The 19,860-nt window shown below is 67.8% G+C and carries 13 protein-coding genes; 8 read left to right on the plus strand and 5 right to left on the minus strand.

Annotation, left to right across the window (positions count from 1 at the left end; all coding sequences use genetic code 11):
• Positions 1-25 precede the first annotated feature (25 nt).
• The 3 genes from QHF83_RS35585 to QHF83_RS35595 all read right to left on the minus strand — a co-directional run bounded on the left by QHF83_RS35585 (position 26) and on the right by QHF83_RS35595 (position 2,588).
• Positions 26-634, minus strand: coding sequence for a hypothetical protein (locus tag QHF83_RS35585; RefSeq protein ID WP_282422479.1), 609 nt, complete (start codon positions 632-634; stop codon positions 26-28).
• 80 nt (positions 635-714) lie between these two features.
• On the minus strand, positions 715-1,740 hold the full coding sequence (locus QHF83_RS35590; RefSeq protein WP_282422480.1) for a serine hydrolase: 1,026 nt from the start codon (positions 1,738-1,740) through the stop codon (positions 715-717).
• An 86-nt stretch (positions 1,741-1,826) separates the two neighbouring features.
• Positions 1,827-2,588: a helix-turn-helix transcriptional regulator gene (locus QHF83_RS35595; protein ID WP_282422481.1), complete on the minus strand. Its 762-nt coding sequence runs from the start codon at positions 2,586-2,588 to the stop codon at positions 1,827-1,829.
• A 596-nt stretch (positions 2,589-3,184) separates the two neighbouring features.
• On the opposite strand from QHF83_RS35595, the gene QHF83_RS35600 reads away from it, so the two are divergent.
• From QHF83_RS35600 to QHF83_RS35615, 4 genes are all read left to right on the plus strand, one after another.
• A complete protein-coding gene (locus QHF83_RS35600; RefSeq protein WP_282422482.1) occupies positions 3,185-8,845 on the plus strand; it encodes an ATP-binding sensor histidine kinase in 5,661 nt (1,886 codons plus the stop codon).
• A gap of 134 nt (positions 8,846-8,979) precedes the next feature.
• Positions 8,980-9,537: a sigma-70 family RNA polymerase sigma factor gene (locus QHF83_RS35605; protein ID WP_282422483.1), complete on the plus strand. Its 558-nt coding sequence runs from the start codon at positions 8,980-8,982 to the stop codon at positions 9,535-9,537.
• A gap of 96 nt (positions 9,538-9,633) precedes the next feature.
• Complete coding sequence (locus tag QHF83_RS35610; protein WP_282422484.1) at positions 9,634-10,221, plus strand: DUF417 family protein; 588 nt, start codon at positions 9,634-9,636, stop codon at positions 10,219-10,221.
• Positions 10,222-10,398: 177 nt separating this feature from the next.
• Positions 10,399-11,415 (plus strand): metallophosphoesterase, encoded by a 1,017-nt coding sequence (locus tag QHF83_RS35615; protein ID WP_282422485.1) that lies wholly within the window; start codon positions 10,399-10,401, stop codon positions 11,413-11,415.
• A 56-nt stretch (positions 11,416-11,471) separates the two neighbouring features.
• Here the strand turns inward: QHF83_RS35615 and QHF83_RS35620 are convergent, their stop codons facing one another.
• Complete coding sequence (locus QHF83_RS35620) at positions 11,472-11,759, minus strand: DUF5666 domain-containing protein (protein ID WP_282422486.1); 288 nt, start codon at positions 11,757-11,759, stop codon at positions 11,472-11,474.
• 205 nt (positions 11,760-11,964) lie between these two features.
• Positions 11,965-13,611, minus strand: a complete 1,647-nt coding sequence (locus QHF83_RS35625; protein WP_282422487.1) for a serine hydrolase domain-containing protein — start codon at positions 13,609-13,611, stop codon at positions 11,965-11,967.
• A gap of 413 nt (positions 13,612-14,024) precedes the next feature.
• Here QHF83_RS35625 and QHF83_RS35630 point away from each other — a divergent pair, with 413 nt between their 5' ends.
• The 4 genes from QHF83_RS35630 (at position 14,025) to QHF83_RS35645 (ending at position 19,860) form a co-directional block, all read left to right on the plus strand.
• Positions 14,025-14,906 carry a hypothetical protein gene (locus QHF83_RS35630; RefSeq protein WP_282422488.1) on the plus strand — a complete coding sequence of 294 codons (882 nt, stop codon included), beginning with the start codon at positions 14,025-14,027 and terminating at the stop codon, positions 14,904-14,906.
• Between the two features lie 135 nt (positions 14,907-15,041).
• Positions 15,042-15,866: a hypothetical protein gene (locus tag QHF83_RS35635; protein WP_282422489.1), complete on the plus strand. Its 825-nt coding sequence runs from the start codon at positions 15,042-15,044 to the stop codon at positions 15,864-15,866.
• Positions 15,863-17,869, plus strand: coding sequence for a hypothetical protein (locus tag QHF83_RS35640; RefSeq protein WP_282422490.1), 2,007 nt, complete (start codon positions 15,863-15,865; stop codon positions 17,867-17,869). The genes QHF83_RS35635 and QHF83_RS35640 overlap by 4 nt, the downstream gene beginning before the upstream one ends.
• Complete coding sequence (locus QHF83_RS35645) at positions 17,860-19,860, plus strand: FtsK/SpoIIIE domain-containing protein (protein ID WP_282422491.1); 2,001 nt, start codon at positions 17,860-17,862, stop codon at positions 19,858-19,860. Before QHF83_RS35640 ends, QHF83_RS35645 begins: the two co-directional genes overlap by 10 nt.

Here is a 19,860-nt window from a genome sequence, read left to right on the forward strand (position 1 = left end):
GACCAGAAGACGATCCAAACCATTATCAGCCGTCAGGCGACCTGTCCGATATGCACCCTGGCGGCCATGGGAACACGAGCGGCCACGACCTCTTCGACGGGCTCGCGATCGACACCAGCCACCTAGGCGCGCCCTGCCGGCCTGCCGTGGGCGAATGCGACATGGCCGAGACGTGTAATGGAATCTCGACGAGCTGCCCTGCGGATGGGAGCGCGCCCGATGGCACGACGTGCGCCTCCGGGACGTGTATGGGAGGCACCTGCATGAACGCCGCCACGAGTAGCTCGAGTTCGACGAGCAGCAGCACGGGCACGGGTGGCTCCGGCGGGTCGGGCTCCACGAGCAGCAGCACGGGTACGGGCGGCTCCGGCGGGTCGGGCTCCACGAGCAGCAGCACGGGTACGGGCGGCTCCGGCGGGTCGGGCTCCACGAGCAGCAGCACGGGTACGGGCGGCTCCGGCGGGTCGGGCTCCACGGGTAGCTCGGGTGGGGGTGGCGCAAGCTCCGCCGACAGCAGCTCGGGGGCTGGCGGCGAGGACAGCGGCGGCACTGGCGGGCAACAACCGCCCGAGGGAAGCTGCGCCTGCCGCACCGCCGGGGGTGCCTCCAGCCGCTCGAGCAACAGCGCAGGCATCCTCGGCGGAATCGCCCTGGGCCTCCTGGCCTTACGGCGCCGTCACGGCCGCCGGGGTCGGGGCCCGGTCTGAACCCCGCTCACCGCCCGCAGGTCAGCGCCGGGAGGATCTCGTCCTCGATCAGGTGCGTCGTCTGCTGGTGCATACCACGCATGTTGTAGTTCGTGCGGGTCACGACCACCGCCGCGTCGAGCGCCGGGAACATCACCACCGCGTTGCCGCCGTTGCCGCCCATGAACCAGCCCGTCTGCGTGCCGCACGGCGTCTGGTACACCCGCGTCCAGAACAGGTAGCCGTAGTGCTGCTCGGGCATCGCCTCGCGGTGCACCTTCAATGCCGCGTCGACGAAGGCCGCAGGCACGACCTGCGCTCCGCCCGCCCGGCCGTGCGCGAGCACGAGCCGCGCGAGCGCCGCGAGGTCGCGCGTGCGCAGGCGCAGCCCCCCGCCCGTCATGATCTCGCCGGTCGGCGATTTCGAGAACTCCCAGCGCGTGATTCCGAGCGGCGCGAACAGGTGCTCCGCCATGAAGCGGTCGATTGGCTGGTGCGCTGCGCGCTGGACGATCTGGCCGAGCAGGAACACCCCTGCGGTGCAGTAGTGCCACGGCCCGCGCCGGCTTGCGTCGCGCTGATAGTCCGCGCGCACCGGCAGGTCGACCGCCCAGCGCGCCCATACCTGCTTCGGGTACATGTTCTCCTCGTTGCCGGGCGATGCATCGTCGTCGTCATTGCAGTCGAGCGCCGACGACATCGTCAACAGGTCCTCGATCGTAATCGCCGCCTTGCCCGGCTCGTCGTGCGCGAACGGCGCGAGGTCCGACAGGTACGCGAACGCCGGCGCGTCGAGCCCCGACAGCGCGTGGCGCTCGATCGCGATCCCGACCGCGAGCGCGGTCAACGATTTCGTCGCCGAGCGCGTGTCGTGCAGCGTCTCCGGCGTCGCGTCGGCGAAGTATCGCTCGTACTCGACCTGACCGCCGCGCGTGACGAGCACGCTCGTCGTCTTCGGCGCGTCGCCGCGCGTGAGCGCCCCGGCGATGCCGTCGTAGCGCGCCGGGCTGGCGCCACACCCCCACAGAAACAAGGCGATGAGCAAGATCCACATGCCATCGCCGTGTCATGTCGCGCCCTCCGCGTCTTGTACGCGCGCAACCTCGTGCTCCGCCTGCGATCCGCGCATGCGGGTCGCAGCTAGCCACGGTACTGCCGACGGTACGCCCCCGGGCTCGTCGCGAAACTCCGCGTGAACGTGCGCGTCATGTGGCTCTGGTCGACGAAGCCGCACGCCGTCGCGATCTCCGCGAGCGGCCGCCCGGTCGTGCGCACCAGCAGCGCCGCGCGCTCGATCCGGCAGCGCCGCACGTACTCGCCCGGCGTGCAGCCAAAGAACCGCCGGAACATGCGCGCGAGGTAGACCGGGTGCACCCCCGCCGCCGCCGCGACCTCCGCCATCGTCAGCTCTTCGCGCGACCGATCGTGCAACACCTCACGCGCCCGCGCGAGCCAGCGCGGCGGTCGCCGCTCCACCGCGTGCGCGCGGCTGAACGCGCCGACCAGCTCCAGGCACAGCGCCTCGAGCGCCAGCGCGTCGCCCCCTTGCGCTGCGAACGCCGCGATCCGGTGCGCGATCGCCAGGGCCTGCGGCTCCCACATGCGGATCGCCGCCTCGCTCGGCGCCGCCACCTCCGCCGCCTCTGCGAAGCGCGCCGCCGATACCGACACGCCCGCAAACCGGCCGCAGTGCTCCGGGAACGTGTCCTCGTGCGTCGTCCCCGGCGGGTTGTAGATCAGCGCGGGCTCCGCGTGCAGGTGCCCCGCACCACGCGCCGACGACAGATAATGGCCGTCGAGCAGCAAGATGAAGTGCGCGTCCTCGTGCGTGTGGCGCGCGACCGGCCGCGCCGGATCCGCCGCCGCAATCGAGAGCGAGAAGCCCGCGACGTCGCGACGCACCTCGCGCGTGCCGAAGAACTCTCCGTGCTGCAGTGTCGACGGAGCTACGGATCCAGTATGCAGCACCGGGCGTGTAGTGAATCCAAACGGATCGGAAAGTCAAGCACAATTGCCCCGCGCAGCCCCCGGCTTGCCCTTCGCCTTGTGCCCCATGACCTTCGATTGACCACAGGGTCCGAATGGTGACTCCACCTCGTGACGACCGAGACCTCGGCCGAACGGGTTCCATGGCCCGGCCACGATCGGGATCCGCGTTGGACAGGCTTGCCAAATGCCGGAGTTCGTGAAAGCGTCGATTAGGCGGTAGGGCGCTCGACGGAGCCGCACGAGGAGTCATAGGCTGGTCTGGGTCTCGCTTGCCTCGCTGCCTGAGCGCAAGCTCTGCTGGCACACAAGGCATCGAGGCCCCGTTTACGTGACAAGGGATTGACGCTACATATCTACGCGGCGGGGTCGGCTTACCCCGTTTGTCAGGCATGGCGTGCAGGGTCATCGGTGGGGGATGGTCGGGGTTTGGACCAGGAGCTCTTACCGGTGGCGCTTCTCGCGCGGGGGGAAGGAGAGGTGGTGCGCCTTCCGGAAGCCAAGGGCGTGGCATGTACACTCTGACAGAGCTGCTTTTCGAGAATAACGGAGTCGCCATTCATCGCGGCCTCAGGAATAGCGATCACCGTCCGGTGGTGGTCAAGACGCTCGATCCGAGGCGGTGCCGGCCGAGGGATCTCGAGCGCCTGAAGAACGAGTACGAGATTGGCCGGAAGCTCGACATCCCCGCGGTCGCGAAGCCGCTCGCGCTCGAGACGCTCGAGGGCATGCCCGCCCTGATCACGGAGGATTCCGGCTGCGAGTCGCTCTGCCGCCTCCTCAGAGCGCCCATGGGCGTGGAGCAGTTTCTCCCCCTCGCGGTTGCCATCGCCCAGGCCGTCGCGGAAGTCCACGGCCAGAACCTCGTCCACAAGGATCTCAAGCCTGCAAACATCCTCGTCAATGTAAAGGCCGGCGAGGTGAAAATCGCCGATTTTGGGATCGCCTCCCGGCTTCCCCGCGAACCGCAGGCCGCGCAGCCGCTCCGCCTCATCGAGGGCTCCTTGCCCTACATATCGCCAGAGCAGACGGGGCGGATGAACCGGGGGATCGACAACCGCTCCGACCTCTATTCCCTCGGCGTGACGTTTTACGAGATGCTGACGGGCAGGCTGCCCTTTCAGGCGACGGATCCCCTGGAGTGGGTGCATTGCCATATCGCGCGTTCGCCCTCGCCTCCTCGGGAGGTCGTTCCGTCGGTGCCGGAGGCGCTCTCGGCCATTGTCATGAGGCTGCTCTCCAAGGTGGCGGAGGAGCGCTACCAGAGCGCCGCCGGTCTCCGGCACGATCTCGCGCGATGCCTCGCGGCCTGGCAATCGACGAGCCGGATCGAGCCCTTTCCCCTGGGGGAGCGAGATGTGGCGGAGCGCTTTCAGACGCCCCAGAAGCTCTATGGTCGCGCGAACGAGCTCTCCGCGCTCCTCGGGGCCTTCGAGCGGGTGGTCGCCACCGGAAACCCCGAATTCGTGCTGATCTCCGGCTACTCGGGCGTCGGGAAATCGGCCCTGGTGCACGAGCTGTACAAGCCGATCTTCCGGCAGCAGGGCGTCTTGGTCTCGGGGAAGTTCGAGCAGTACAAGCGCGACATCCCCTATGCCACGATCGTCCAGGCGCTACGGGAGCTCGTGCTCGAGATCCTCGCCCAGAGCGAGGACCGGATCGATTCCTTTCGGCAGCGGCTGCGGGCCGCGCTCGGGGTGAACGGCCAGCTCATCGTCGACATGATCCCCCAGGTCGAGCTCATCATCGGCCGGCAGCCGCCGGTTCCGGAGCTGCCCCTCGCCGAGGCGCAGAACCGATTCCACATGGTGTTCCGGCATTTCATCGGGGTGTTTGCCCGAAAGGAGCAGCCCCTCGCGGTCTTCTTCGACGATTTGCAGTGGGCCGATTCGGCGCGCCTCGGACTCCTCGAGGATCTGATGACCCACCCCGAGGCGCGCCACCTCCTCGTCATCGGCGCGTATCGCGATAACGAGGTGACCACCTCGCACCCTCTCGTGTCGTCCCTCGACAAGGTGCGGCAGGCGGGCGCGCGCGTCTCGAACATCGTGCTCCGCCCGCTCTCCCGAGAGCACCTCGCGGCGCTCGTCAGTGATACGCTCCACTGCCCCCGCGAAGACGCCGCGCCGCTTGCGAGCCTCGTCCACGAGAAGACGGCCGGTAACCCCTTCTTCGCGATCCAGTTCCTCACCGCGCTTCACGAAGAGCGCCTGATCGAATTCGACACGCGCGCCGGGGCCTTTCGGTGGGACTCTGCGAAGATCCGCGAAAAAGGTTTCACCGACAACGTGGTCGCCCTGATGGTCGGGAAGCTCGTGCGGCTTCCCAGGAGCGCCCAGGAAGCGCTGAAGCTGCTCGCCTGTCTGGGAAACACCGCGGAGGTCGCCATCCTCGCAATGGTCCGCGGCCGCTCGGCGGAGGCGTCGCATGCGGACCTGTGGGAGGCCGTCCGCGCGGGGCTCATCCTACGCATGGATGGCACGTACAAGTTTCTCCACGACCGTGTCCAGGAGGCGGCCTATTCGCTCATCCCCACAGGCGAGCGGGCGGCGGTGCACCTGGAGATAGGCCGGCTGCTCTCGGCGCGCACGGCGCCCGACGAGCTCGAGGAGAGGCTCTTCGAAATCGTGAACCAGCTCGACCTCGGCGCCGCGCTGATCACGTCGCGGGAGGAGAACGAGCGCGTCGCCGAGCTCAACCTCGTCGCGGGCAAGCGCGCCAAGGCGAACGCGGCTTACGCCTCGGCATTGAAATACCTCGCCGCCGGCTCGGCGCTCCTCGCGGAGGAGAGCTGGGTTCGGCGGTACGAGCTCGTCTTCGCGCTCGAGCTCCACCGGGCCGAGTGTGAGTATTTGACGGGAGAGCTAGCGGCCGCGGAAGAGCGGCTCTCGACGCTCTGGCGCCGCGCTGCGAACCTCGTCGACCTCGCGGCCGTCACGTGCGCGCGCCTCAACCTTTATACCACCCAGGATCGGACCGACCGCGCCGTCGACGCTGGCCTCCAGTTCCTCCGGCTCATCGACATCGAGTGGTCGCCGCACCCGACGGCGGAGGAGGTCCAGCGCGAATACGAGCGGATGTGGCAAAAGCTCGGGGGACGGCCGATCGAGGGGCTCATCGACCTGCCGTCGCTCTCGGATCCGCGCTTTCGGGCGGCGATGGATGTCCTCACGATGCTCGCGCCCCCGGCCACGTTCATCGACAAGAACCTGAGCTGCATCGTCATTGCTCGTATGACGATCATCAGCCTCGAGCACGGCAACAGCGACGCCTCGTGCTTCGCCTACAGCTGGCTCGGCACGGTCCTCGGACCGCTCTTCGGCGACTATGCGACGGGCTTCCGCTTCGGCAAGCTCGGCCTCGATCTGCTGGAGAACCGCGGGTTGCTCCGATTCAAGGCCCGCGTCTACCTGCTCTTCGGCAAGAGCATCAATCCATGGACGAGGCACCTCCGCACCGGCCTGGCGTGCCTGCGGCGCGCCTTCGCCGCGGCGCAGGAGACCGGCGACCTCACGTATGCGTCCTATGCCAGAAACCAATCCTTGACGCTGCTGCTCGCTGCGGGAGATCCGCTCGGCGAGGTGCAGCGAGAGGCCGAGGACGCACTCGAGTTCGTGCGGAAGGCGAAGTTCGGCCACGTCGTCGACTCCATCACCGGACAGCTCATGCTCATCCGGGTTCTTCGGGGCAAAACGCTGGATTTCGCCTCCTTCGACGACGCCGACTTCGACGAGGGTCGGTTCGAGCGGCACCTCGAGAGCGATCCGCGCCTCTCGATTGCCACCTGCTGGTACTGGATCCGCAAGCTGGAGGCGCGCTTCTTCGCGGGCGATCACGCCTCCGCGGTCGAGGCCGCGTCGAAGGCGGAGCGGCTCCTCTCGACGTTGCCATCATGCTTCGAGCAGGCCGAATACCATTTCCATGGCGCGCTCGCGCGGGCTGCGCACCTCGACACGGCGCCTGCCTGCGAGCGGCCCCGGCGCCTCACGGAGATCGTCGCCCACCACGAGACGCTCGAGGTGTGGGCCGACAACTGCCCCGAGAACTTCCGGAACCGCGCCGCGCTGGTCGGCGCAGAGATCGCGCGCATCGAAGGGCGGCACCTCGAAGCCGAGCAGCTCTATGAGGAGGCCATCCGCTCCGCGCGCGACAATGGGTTCGTCCACAACGAGGCCGTCGCCTACGAGACGGCCGCGCGGTTCTACCGTGCGCGCGGCTTCGAGCTCTTCGCCGACACCTATCTGCGCGAGGCCCGCGCCCGTTATCTTCGCTGGGGCGCCGACGGCAAGGTGCTGGAGCTCGATCAGCGCTACCCCCGATTGCTGGAGACGAAGCCGATCGCGCCTACCACCACCTTCGCGGTCCGACCCGAGCAGCTCGACCTGCTCTCGGTGACCAAGGCCTCGCAGACCATCTCGAACGAGATCGTCCTCGACAAACTGATACGCACGCTGCTCACGGTCGTCCTCGAGCAGGGCGGCGCGCAGAGGGCTTGCCTCATCCTGTGTCAGGGCAAAAGCCTATCCATCGAAGCGGAGGCCGCACTCGAAGAGAGAGGGGCGATGACGAGCTTCCCCGTGACTTCGCCGGAGGATGTCTCGCAGCGCGTCCCCGTGTCGCTCGTCCATTACGTGCATCGGACGAAGGAGCGCGTCATCCTCGGCGATGCCGCCGCCGATGCAGGAAAGTTCTCGGGCGACGATTACCTTGCGCGGCACAAGCCCAAATCCGTCCTCTGCATGCCCATCCTGAGGCCGACCGAGGTGGTCCATTTCCTCTATCTCGAAAATAACCTCCTCGCCGGCGCCTTCACGCCCGACCGGCTCGTCGCCCTCGAGCTCCTCGCGACGCAGGCGGCGATTTCCCTGGACAAGGCGCTCCTCCACGGCAAGGAGCAGGCGGCGCGGGCAGCGGCCGAGGAGGCGGAGCGCCGCGCGGCTTTCCTGGCCGAGGCGGGAGCCATCCTGTCCGAGTCCCTCGATTGCGAAGAGACGTTTGCCCGACTGGGGCGGCTCTGCGTGCGCTCGCTCTGCGATTGGTGCGTGATCGATATCCTGGAGGGTGACGAGATCCAGCGTATCTCCGGGGCCCACGAGGACGCCGCGAAGGAGCCGCTGCTCGAGGAGCTGAAGCAGCGCTACCCTCCTCGGATGGATTCCCCTCACCCGGCTGCCACGGTCCTGCGGACCGGGAAGGCGCTCCTGCTCCCCGAGCTCTCCATTGAAGACATCCGGGCTACCTGTGAGGATGACGCGCACACGGAGCTCATCCGCGCGCTGGGGACCCGGACGGGATTGGTGGTGCCGCTCGTGGCGCGCGGGCAAACGCTCGGGGTGCTGAGCATCGCCTCGTCCGCGCCGGGGCGCCGCTATGGGGACGCCGACCTCGCGCTGGCCCAGGAAGTGGCGCGAAGGGCCGCGATCGCGATCGACAACGCGCGCCTCTACCGCAAGACTCAGGAGGCCATCCGCGTGCGGGACGAGTTCCTCTCGGTGGCATCACACGAGCTCAACACGCCGATCGCGTCTCTCACGCTCGCGTTGCAGTCGATGAGCAGGTCCATCCAATCGGGTCGACTCTCCGACGGACAAGCCGTGGGCAAGCTGGTCGAGCGCGCCTTGCGGCAAGGGGCGCGCCTGGCTCGGCTGAACGATGATCTCCTGGACGTCTCGCGAATCCACGCGGAGCGGCTCACCCTCGAGCCGGAGGACGTCGAACTCGGGATCCTCACCCATGACGTGGTCGAGCAACTCACCCTGGATCTGGCGCGGGCCAGGTGCGCGGTCTCGGTACGGGACAGCGCGCCGATCGTGGGACATTGGGATCGCAGCCGCGTCGAGCAGATCGTCATCAACCTCCTCTCCAATGCGATCAAATTCGGGGCCGGCAAGCCCATCGAGATCTCCCTCTGCGAGGAGGCCGGGATGGCGCGGCTCGCGGTGACGGATCATGGAATCGGGATCGACCCGGCGAGGCAGGGCCGGATCTTCGAGCGCTTCGAACGCGCCGTATCCAAGAACTACGGCGGCCTTGGGCTCGGCCTGTACATCAGCCGGACGATCGCGGAGGCGCACGGAGGCACGCTCCGTGTCCAGAGTGAGCCGGACGTGGGATCCACATTCACCCTCGAGCTCCCATGCGCCGGGCCGACCTTGACCGGACGGATGTCGTAAACAGAGAGCTACGGACACGGGGACATCCGAGTGAGCTATCGAGCCATGAAAAAGTAGGCCGGTCTACCCGCCGATGAACGACGCCGCGGCCTTCAGCCGTGCTCCTCGCGTGCGGCGTGCTAAAAGAGCGCGTCGTGACCGAGCGCACTCCGCCGCGTGAATATGGGTTCATCAGCTGGATCACGCGGTTGGTCCGCGAGCATCGTGGGGAGCTCGTCGGCATTGCGCGGAGGGAGGGGCTCACGGGCACGGATGCGCTCGACGCCGCGCAAGCTGCGTTCATCACGTTCTTGCGCGTCGCGCACGCGCGCAAGCTGAGTGAGGACTTCGAAGAGAGCCGCAGCCTCCTTGCCGTGATCGTCAGGAATGAGGCACGAAATCGCCGTCGCAAGCACCACCTGTCGCGCGTCCACCTCGGAGACGAGGAACTTGCCGGGCTCGCCGAGAGCGCGCCGACGGTCGAGGACCTCATCCTCGAGGCCGAGGCGCACGTCGCTGCGTTCGGTTGCATCGAGAAGCTCGCGGAAGTCCAGCGGCGCGTCGTCACGCTCCGCCTCCTCGAGGGCCGCCCGGGGGAGGATGTCGCAGCGTTGCTCGGAATCACCCCCGGCCATGTTGCGGTCCTGCTGCACCGCGCAAAACTCGAGCTTCGTGCGTGCCTGAGCGAGCCCGACGGCGACGCGGAAAAATGATCCGGCGCGCGTAATCCGTCCCGCGCTCGCGACCTTTACCGGTGAAGCCCGCCTGCCGACCGCAGCGCGGAGCGGGCACGTAACCGGAGAAGGGACATGCGCATCGATCTCACGAAGCTCTTTGGCTGGGCCGCGCGGGCGGACCGCGTCGCAATGAACACGCTCCGTGCCGGGCTCATCGTCGTTCTGGTGTGGATCGGCGCGCTCAAGTTCGTGGAATACGAGGCCGACGGCATCGTCCCGTTCGTCGCGAACAGCCCGTTCATGAGCTTCTTCTACGATCACCCGGCGCGCGAATACCTGAGCCACATGAACCAGGAGGGCCAGCTCATTGCCGCAAACCGCGCCTGGCACGAGGCGAATCACACGTACAGCTTTGCGATCGGCCTGGGTGTCGTCATCGTGGCACTTGGCGTGCTCGTCGCCGCGCACTGGTGGCGGCCGGCGATCGGAGCCGTCGGAAGCTTCCTCGTCGTAGGGATGTCCTTCGTGACACTCTCGTTCCTCGTCACGACGCCCGAGGCGTGGGTGCCGAGTCTCGGCGACGCCCATCACGGCTTTCCTTATCTGAGCGGACGAGGGCGCCTCGTGATCAAGGACGTCATCATGCTCGGAGCCGCGCTCGTGACGATGGCCGACTCGGCGAAGGCACATTTGGCGCGTGCAGACGAGCAACGACGATAGGCATGCTCGGGCAAGAGAAGCAGGAGACCACCGACGTCTCGTTCGATGAAGCCCAGCCGAGACGCTCCGGTTGGTCGCGCACGCGGGACGTGACGATCAGGGCTGGCGAGACAAAGATGGCGCTCTTCAAGCTGCACGGATGCGCTCATCCCGGGCGGTGTGGTAGACCCGAGGACGATGCACGCGCGGATCCGCACGCTCTCCCTGGCCGTCCTCACCTTCGCCCTCGCCGCCTGCGACAAGAGCATCCCGGAGCCCAATCCCGCGGTCCCCCCGACCACCATGGGGCCGAAGGCGGTCTCCGGCTCCAGCGCCCCCACGGCGACCGCCGCGGCGTCCCCCGAGCCGGTGCAGCGTATCCCCGCACCGGCAAGGATCGTCGCCATTGGTGACCTCCACGGCGACCTCGCGGCGACACGCGCGGCGCTCCGGATCGCTGGGGCGATCGATGACAAGGATCGCTGGGTTGGCAAGGATCTCATGATCGTGCAAACCGGGGACGAGATCGATCGTGGCGACGAGGATCGCGACATCATCGATCTCTTCGAGCGCCTCGCCGACGAGGCCAAACTCACGGGCGGCGCCGTGATCGCGCTCAACGGCAACCACGAGCTGATGAACGTCCAGCTCGATCTCCGCTACGTGACCGACGACGCATTCAAGGATTTCGTCGGGATGCCCGGCGTCACGACCACGGATCCGCGCCTCGGGCGTGTGTCGGAGCCGGGCAAGGCGCGCGCCGCCGCATTCCTTCCTGGCGGCCCGTATGCGAGGAAGCTCGCGAAGCGCAACCTCTTCGCCATCGTCGGCGACACGATCTTCGTTCATGGGGGCATCTCGCCCAAGCACGTTCGTTATGGCCTCGAGCGCATGAACCGCGAGGCGAGCGCGTGGATGGACGGCTCCGTGAATCATGTGCCCGCGATCATCACCGCAGAGGACGGCCCTGTCTGGCTGCGGCGGTACTCGGCTGCGAGCGATCCGGAGGATTGTCGCGTGCTGAAGGAGACCCTGGCGATGCTCTCGGCCAAGCGCATGGTCGTCGGCCACACGGTGCAGCGCGGCGGCATCACCTCGGCGTGCGACGAGCAGGTCTGGCGCATCGACGTGGGGATGTCGAAGTACTACGGGGGCAAACCCGAAGTCCTGGAGATCAAGGGCGCGGAGGTACGGCCGCTGCGCGCGGATGGCTAGCAGCGTCAGGCCGGGAGGGCCTCGCCCAGGCAGCGGGCACCCGTCGGTCCCCCGGTTCAGGGTCTCTGGTCGACCTCGCGGGCACGCAGCGCCCCATCAGGTTGCACGGTCCCCTCGACCTCGACCCGCCGACCCGCCTTGACATCGGCACAGGTGCCGTCGTCGAACCTCGTGCCAGCGTGCGTCGCGACCCGCAGGTTCGCCACGGTGAACACCAGGTTTGGGCAGGTTCCGGATACATTTGCAACCGATCCCGTGATCTCGACGTGGTTGTCCTGTGCCCGGGCGCGCCGGCCCCCAGCGGAGACCAGACACACGAGGCTCGCTGCTGCGAGCAGGAACATCGATTTCGTCCTCATGCTGTGGAATGCAGCAGGCTCCATGCCGATCCGGTGTGCGCGCCGGGCGCGGCGGCGCCGCTCGGGGTCGACCGAGGGCACCCCGAGGTTATGAGGCCGCGGGTTCGCTTCGTCGGCAAGCGGCAGCCTCGACATGCATTCGACCGGCTTTCCGAAGGTACGCCCGACGCCGGCCGCGCGCCGCGTGGAATCACTCGCGGGCGTAGTACGCCACCGAATCCGCCTCGGGGATCGACACCGTCACCCCGCGCACCTTGCCCCAGGCGTCGCGGCGGAAATCGAACACGTACATGTAGAGGCCGTCGTGCACGAATTGCGCCGGCCCCAGCGGCAGCAGCGACATCGGCTTGCCCTGGCCCGGCTGCGCGATCTCGACCGCGTCGCCGACGATACGCACCTGGATGGAGTCGTATTCGAAGCTGTCGGCCAAAGCGCGGCGCAGATCCATCGGCACGGCAGCGTCGAGCCGATAACGGCCGGCGTAGTCCGGAGGCGGCGGCACACGCAGCGCCACGGTGCGCAGCGGCGGATGCGCGCCCAGGCCGATCGCGTCGGCCAGCGCGTTGCGGATCTCGACGACCAGTTTGCCGCCGCCACTGCCGTTGGTCAGGATCACATAGCCGTCGCCCGTTTCCGGATACCCTTCCATGAAGGCCAGGTAGCTATCGTTGGCGCCCATGTGGAAGAAATGTCGGCCCACGCCGGTGCCGCCCAGGCGCGGCCCCAGGCCGAACACGCTCGGCGATACCTCGGTCATCATCGCCATCGCCAGGGGCTGCGGCAGGAAATCGGCGCGGCCCTGATAGCTCTGGATCAAGCCGCCCACGAACCGCCCCAGATCGTATGCGCTGGTCCACAGGCCAGACGCCCCGGTCTCGGCGAAACTTTGCCAACCGCGCGGTAATGCCGTCGGTGCGCCGTTGCTGTCGTGCGCCTTGGCGACCTTGCCGCGCGCGGCCTGCAACGGGCTTTCGAACGTGCTGCGCCGCATGCCCAGCGGCGCGAACACCTGCTCTTCGGCCAACTGCCGCAGCGACCTGCCGGTCGCATCCTCGATCGCCACCTCTTCGACCGTGATGCCGCCGCCCGAGTAATCGTTGAGCATCCCCGGTGCGTGCTTGAACCGCACCGCCTCGCCCTTGGCGGGCGCCTGCCCGTCGAGCACCTGCACCAGCGTCGGCAGCGATTCGCCGGGCTGGTAATCCGCGAATCCGTGCACGCCCAGCCCCGACGTATGCGACATCAGCATGCGCAAGGTCACCCGCGGCTGGGGCACCTCGGCGGAGGCTGGCAGTTTCCAGCGCTTCAGGTAATCGTCGACGTTGCGGTCCAGCTCGAGTTGTCCCTGCGCGACCAACCGCAGCGTCGTCGCCGCCGTCACCACTTTGCTGATCGACCCGACCGAGAACAGCGTATCGCCATCGACTTTGTCCTGCGTGCCGATCTCGCGCACGCCGTAGCCGACCGCCTGCACCACCTCACCATTTCTCAGCACCGCGACCGCCACCCCGGGCACCTTGTAGTGACGCATGCGCTCGGCCAACGACCAGCGCGGCGCCGCATCGCTCAGCGCGATCACGTTGGGGCGCAGTCCCTGGTCGAGGGCAGCGAGCGGATTTGGCCCTGCCGGCGTCTGCGCTTGCGCGGACTCGACCTTCCGCGCCGTGGACGCGGTATCGCTTGGCGTCGTGGCCTCCTTGGTCTTACCGCCGCACGCGGGTATGGCCAGAAGTGCACAGGCGCACGCCACATGGATTCCCGAGCGGTTCCACATGAGGATCGCGAGCGTACGCGGGGAACGGAATCCGCGCAAGGCACGCAGCGTGAAACGGCGCACGCCCGGCGTCGATCCGCGGCGTCACTCGAAGGCGCACCACGAGGCGAGCCCCCTTCCGTGGACAAACCCAAAGGCGCGAAGACTCTTCGCCTATCCTGGGATCGCGAGCAGCACCGGCGCCCTGAACTCAGCGACCAGGGCGACAGGGTCGAGGTCCTCGCCGGGGCCCTCGACGTGGGCACCACCGCTGCGCCGGAAGCGTGCTCAGCGTCACGGAGGCTGAAATCCAGGCTCATTTGTCCCCAATGAACTTTGTGACGTTCTTGACATAACACACAAAATTATTGTACAAGCTTGCTGTGCTTCATCACAGCGCCGTGCTGCTTGAACCTCGCCTCGGAGTCTCCGGACCAGGTGCACCGCTGCAAGGCGCCCGCGTTGGACGACGTGATCGAATGAATAGGTGAGGACACATGAACCGTTTCGTCATTTTATTGTTGGTTGTGGCTCCCGCGCTGTACGGATGCGCGATGGCGGGCGACGCGGCCGAGGAGGCCGGGTCGGAGGACGTGGGCACGGCCGAGGACGAGATCAACATCCTCAACTCGCTGCTGCCGAACGCGCTCGTGCCGAACGCACTCGTGCCGAACTCTCTCGTGTCGAACGGACTCGCGCCGAGCTCGCTCGTGTCGAATGCGCTCGCGCCGGGCTCGCTCTCGTCGGGCGCGCTGGCCGCGATTCAGGACGCGGGCCAGGGGGGCGAATACTCTCGGTTGTTCGTCCAGTATGCGGTGAGCTGCGCCTTCACCAGCTCCCAGTCATTCAGCTTCTCCTGGACGGACAGCCTGAGCGTGGTGCACAATGAAACCTACTGGGGCGCCATCGGGCTCGCGTCTGGTTGGGCGACAGGCTCGCTGTCGCTGGGCGGCCAGCGGGCGGTCACGGCGTGCCTGGCCGCCAGGACGAACCTCTACGGGACCTCGGTGACGCTCTCGGCCCGTCACCCCACGAATACGGCGCTGGCCACCAGCCCGACGGAGCGGGTTCAATACCCCCTCCGGGAGGGGGCTTTCTGGGGCAACCTCTTCCTCGAGACACCGGAGATTTATTCGTGCTACGACCCCAACAACGTGGCGGACGCTCGCAGCCAGGTCCGATTCTGCGCTGCGGGAGACAACAGCGTTTCGCCGACGGCCTACTGCAGCAACATCGTGAGCGTGGGCGCGTGCTCGGACGAGTGCTTGCTGTACAATGATCCAAACCCCTCCCCGGACCCCTACCCGGACGAGCTGGGCTATTTCGAGTGTGACAACAACACCTCCCCCATCACCACGTTCTTCAACATCGCCATGTAGGGCGTCGGCGGCCAGACCACGAGAGCTGCCGGGCTCCCGCCCGGGACCGACGAACGGGCTTGACGGGCTCGACGCCGCTGCTTTCGGCAATCTCCATCTTCCCTCCGCGGACAAACCTGGTCTACGTTGGCGGGCGTGCCCCGAAAAACCGTTCTTCTCGACCAGGTAGATGCGCAGCTCGTCGACGACGCCGAGCGTGCGGTACGGGCTGCGAAAGCCCTGCTTCCCGCGCGCCTGACGCGGACCAAGCTCACCCCGGAAGCCAGCGCGGAGCTCGTGCGACAGCTCGTCGCACGCGGGCTCGAGCGCGGTCCGAAGTCGATCCGTATTCCCCTCGCGGCGCAGATCGAGAGCCTCCTCCAGGGTGGCGCGCGTGTTCCGCTCAAGGACGTCGGCAAGCGCGTCAAGGGAGCCACGACGGCTGAAATCAACGCCGCGCTCGGCAAGCTCGCCCGTGAAGGGCGTGCGCGCGTCGTGGTGCGGACGCAGGTGGACGTGCTGGTCGGGCCCGACGAACGTGCGCTCGATCCAGCCGAGATCGCGCAGCTTTCGAAGGTGGCGGACCAGCTCGGCAAGACCCTGAAGAAGGCTCGAGCCAAGGGCCTACCACGCTCGATTTTGCAGGAAGATCTCGCGGCGCTCTTCGCGCCGCTCCAGCCCTCGCATCGTCTCGCCGCAGCCACGCCGAGCGAGGCCCCTTCGCATCTCGTCGACGAAGCCCTGCGCCGCCTCGAAGATCCGGCGCTCAAGCTCGTGCGCATCCCGGATCTCGTGCGCTCCTTGAGCAGTCGTCTCCCGCTCGACGCCATCCACCGCGCGCTTGCCGAGGGCGCGAAGGACGGGACGCTCGAGCTGCGGCCGGAAGCCGGCGCGGAGTTCCTGAAGCCCGAGGACGTCCCCCTCTGCCCGCCTGGCCCCCGCGGCACCGTCCTCTCCTACGCGAGGCGCGTTTCGCCGTGATGGAGAACCCGTTTCAGGCCATCCACGCGGATGCATGGGATCCGACGCCCATCGATGTCCCCTCGATCAACGAGCGCGCGAGCTCCCTCGTTCGCGCGCACATCGAACAGCTTCGAGACGCCGGGGCTCGCGAAGGAACGGCCGCCCGCTCGACGTCGATCCTGCTGCTCGGCCCTGCTGGCATCGGCAAGACGCACCTGTTCACGCGACTGCGCAAGCAGGTGGGTCCACGCGCCGTCTTCGTGCACACCCGGCCCGAGGTCGGCGTCGATCCGTCGCCCCGACACGTGCTCTCTGCGACGCTGCGTTCGCTCAGGCAGCCGGTGATCCAGCAGCAACACCGGCAGATCGACGTGATCGTCGGGGCCATGCTCGCGACGCTCGAGGGCGGCCGCCCTCACTTCCCCTTGTCGTTCATCGACGACTGTTCGAGGCAGCCGCCCGACACGCAGCGCGAGATCATCGAGCGTGCCGTCGCGCGGGCAGAGGATCGTTTTCCAGACACATCCGCGCGATATCTCGAGCACCTCCTGCGCCTGCCCTTCGCAGACCGTCTGAGCCAGCGTGCGCTCTTCGCGTGGCTCTCGGGCGAGGAGCCGAGCCAGGCGCAGCTCGACATGATCGGCGAGCGCGCTGCCCTGCGCGAGGACGATCTCATCCTCGCGCTGCGCACCCTCGGCGTGGTGGCGACGTTCGGTGCGCCTATCGTGCTCGTGTTCGATCAGCTCGAGAACCTCGCGGAAGAGGAGGGAAAGACGAGCCGGATCATCCGGCACGCGCGCCTCGTGAGCGAGCTCCGCGACACGGTGCGCGGGCTCGTGATCGTGCAGATGGCGCTCGACGCCGTCTGGATGCAGCGCATCCATCCGGTGCTCCACGCCAGCATGCGGGATCGGCTCGAGGAGAAGATCGAACACCTCGCGCTCCCGACCCCCGAGGAGCGGCGAGAGCTCATCGAACGCTGGAGGAGCGCGCTGCCCGACAAGAGCAAGCCGTTTCCGCATCCGTTCTCGACGAGACAAGTCGATTCATGGCTGGTCATGCCGGGAATGACGCCGCGTATGCTGATGCAAAGCTGCGGTGAGGCGTACCAGCGTCGAGCCCTGCCCGAAGCAGAAGAAACCGAGCCCGTCGATACCTCCCCGGACGAACGCCTCGAGGTAGCCTGGCAAGAGCTCCTCGGGCGAGCACGGAAGCGAATCGACGAGGCCGCGGCAGAGGCCCAGGGCGTGGCAGGAGAGAGTGTCCGCGCAGGGCTCCTCGCGGCGCTTTCGGTCGCGCAGGTCAAGGCCGAGACGGGCGAGACGGAAGGGGCTCCTGCGCTGCGCATTCGCAGGGCCGACGGCGGCTGCGACATGCTCTTCGTGCAGCACGCACACCATACCTCCCTCGCCCGGGTCCTGCGCGCAGCGATCGCGCTCGCCGACGAGCGCAGGGTCCTGCTCTTGCGCGAGCAAGCGTTCGCGATCCCGCCGACCTGGAAAGAGGTTCACAAGCTCCTCGGCACGTTCACGGGGAAGGCCAATGCTTCGTTCCTGCCGATCGAACGCGAGGCTCTGGCACGGCTCCTCGCCGTCGAACACCTGCTCGGCGCGGCACGTTCGCAGGATCTGAGCGACGACGTCGGCAGGGGCATTCCGTACGACACGGTGATGGACTGGGCCCGGCGCACACTCGGATGCAATGCGTGGAGGCCGGTGGAAGCCCTGCTTTTCGTGGCAACGTTGCCCGTCTCCGCGCCCCCCGCATCTCCGCCGCCTCCCGCCCATCCCCGAGAGCGCGCAGAGGAAGCATCTGCTCGCGCGACGGCAAAGGCCCCGGCGGACGGTCCGGTGCTCCGAGAGCTGCGCAAGCTCCGGGTTGCCTCGATCGATCGCCTCGTGCGAGAGGTGCGCGCGTGTGATCCCATGGCCACGCGTGCGACCGTCATGGAGGAGCTTGCCAAGCTGCCCATCAAGCGCTTCGGCGGCGCGATCGTCGCGCTGGAGGAGCCATGGCGCTGAGCCCCCAGTCGTTCCCCCGACGCGGCGCCCGCGAGCTCTCCGTCACCGAGATCCGCAACGCTCTTCGCTGCCCGCGTGTCTTCGCGCTCGGGCGCGCACGTGGCCAGGCCGTCGCTTTCCCGATCGGCGCCTCGTCCCTGGGCGCGCTCTTCCATCGCATCGCGGAGCGTTTCTCGCGTGAGCTCGAGCGTCCTCCCGAGCCCGTGCGCGCGCTCCCTCCGCATGCGCCGCGCGAACGTGTAGCAGATGCCCTCTCGGCCTGGCTCCTCGACCACCTCGTGGACGAGCTCGAAGCGAACCCCAGCGCGGCGAGCATGCCCGGCGAGATCGACGACCTGGCCGAGGCGCTGCGGGAGCTCGCGCGCTACCTGGCGAAACAAATCGAGGGCACGGGACGCGGGCCGGCGGAGGCTTTGCGTGCGTTCATTCAGCACGCCGAGCTCGCGGTCGACGCCGTGCTCGACGCGTCCGGGGAAGTACCGGTACGTGTCTCGGGCCGGATCGACGCCGTGTATGGCCGGGCGCGAGGCGCCGTCGATGTCGTCGAATACAAGCTCACGGACGAGGCCAACCAGGAGCTCGACCAGGCGCAGGTGGCGCTCTACCGTTACCTCTTGCGCTGCGCGCTCGATGTCGACGCCGACCCGCTCATCCTGCGCTTCAAACCAGGGCTCATCGAGACGAAGCTCTCGCCGGTGGCTGCGGATGGCATCGTGGAGCGGACCCTCTTGCCCCTCCTCGGCAATATGGTGAGCTGGTCGGAGCGCCCCGAAAACGCGCCTGCGACCTCGCGCCGGGACCTCTGCCCGACGTGCCCTGTACGATCGGCGTGTGTCGAGACGTACCGAGACGCGCTCGAACCTCGCGATCAGCCACCTGCGGGCGCAGCTCGCCCCATGCCGGATCCGGCCGGACGACTCACCTTGCCCCCTCCGCGCGAGCCCATGGGCGCTCCGCCGGACGACTCCGAGGGCATGGCGGAGGCCGAGGCCCTCGCCACGCAAATCGTGGCGCAGCTGAAACGACAGGGGGTCATCGCGAGCCTTGGCCGAAAGACCGTTGGACCGCGGCTCCTGCGCATCGAGGTCACGAGCCCGCGGCAGCGTGTGGCGCAGCTCGATCGCGCAGCCCAGGACGTGGAGCATCACCTCGCCGGGTACAACGTGCGGTTCGAGCGGGAGGAGGCGCGGCGATACTTCACGGCCCCGCGGAAGGTGCCGCGCAAGGTCGACCTCGAAACCCTGCTCGCGCGCAAAGCCGCATTCTTGCGGGAGCGGCCGGGGCGCTTCGTGCTCGGGGAGGGGCTCGATGGCGAGGTGATCGCCGGGGACCTCGCCGACGGAAGCTCGTGCCACTTGCTCGTGGCCGGTCAGACGGGGAGCGGCAAATCGGTTTTCTTGCGTGCCCTCGTCGTCGGGCTTTGTCACTTTCATCCGCCGGCAGCCATACGGTTCACGCTGGTGGATCCCAAGCGCGTGACGTTCGGCGGGCTCGCTGCGGGGATCGGCGCGCACCTGGCAGGGCCGATCGTGCACGATGTGGAGGCGCTTCTCGCGGAGCTCGACGCGCTCGTTTCCGAGATGGAGGAGCGATACACGCTCTTCGAGTACCGGAAGGTGCAGAGCATCGACGACTACAATGAGACCGCGCCTGCACCGCTGCCACGGCGGGTGGTCGTGGTGGACGAATTTCAGGACTTGATTGCGTCGAGGGCGACCCGGCAGCCATTCCTGGATGCGGTGAAGCGCCTCGGGTCGATGGCTCGCGCGGCCGGGATTCACCTCGTGCTGGCCACGCAGCGGCCCGACCGCACGACGGTGCCTGGAGAGATCAAAGCGAACCTGGGCGGGAGGGTCGCGCTGCGGGTGCAGGAGGTCGTCAATTCGAGGATCATCCTGGACCAGGGAGGGGCGGAGGAGCTTCTGGGGAAGGGAGACTTTTACGCCGATCTCGGGCACGGGCTCGTGCGGGGACAAGCGCCGATGGCGTGA

Origin of the sequence: Polyangium sp. 15x6 (assembly GCF_029960785.1) — a bacterium.
Taxonomy (GTDB): Bacteria; Myxococcota_A; Polyangia; order Polyangiales; family Polyangiaceae; genus Polyangium.

Excerpts from the sequence above, each read along its gene's own strand:
- QHF83_RS35585 (WP_282422479.1), bottom strand. The coding sequence starts at position 634 with ATGCCTGCGCTGTTGCTCGAGCGGCTGGAGGCACCCCCGGCGGTGCGG.
- QHF83_RS35590 (WP_282422480.1), bottom strand. The coding sequence starts at position 1,740 with ATGTGGATCTTGCTCATCGCCTTGTTTCTGTGGGGGTGTGGCGCCAGC.
- QHF83_RS35600 (WP_282422482.1), top strand. The coding sequence starts at position 3,185 with ATGTACACTCTGACAGAGCTGCTTTTCGAGAATAACGGAGTCGCCATT.
- QHF83_RS35610 (WP_282422484.1), top strand. The coding sequence starts at position 9,634 with ATGCGCATCGATCTCACGAAGCTCTTTGGCTGGGCCGCGCGGGCGGAC.
- QHF83_RS35615 (WP_282422485.1), top strand. The coding sequence starts at position 10,399 with ATGCACGCGCGGATCCGCACGCTCTCCCTGGCCGTCCTCACCTTCGCC.
- QHF83_RS35620 (WP_282422486.1), bottom strand. The coding sequence starts at position 11,759 with ATGTTCCTGCTCGCAGCAGCGAGCCTCGTGTGTCTGGTCTCCGCTGGG.
- QHF83_RS35630 (WP_282422488.1), top strand. The coding sequence starts at position 14,025 with ATGAACCGTTTCGTCATTTTATTGTTGGTTGTGGCTCCCGCGCTGTAC.
- QHF83_RS35645 (WP_282422491.1), top strand. The coding sequence starts at position 17,860 with ATGGCGCTGAGCCCCCAGTCGTTCCCCCGACGCGGCGCCCGCGAGCTC.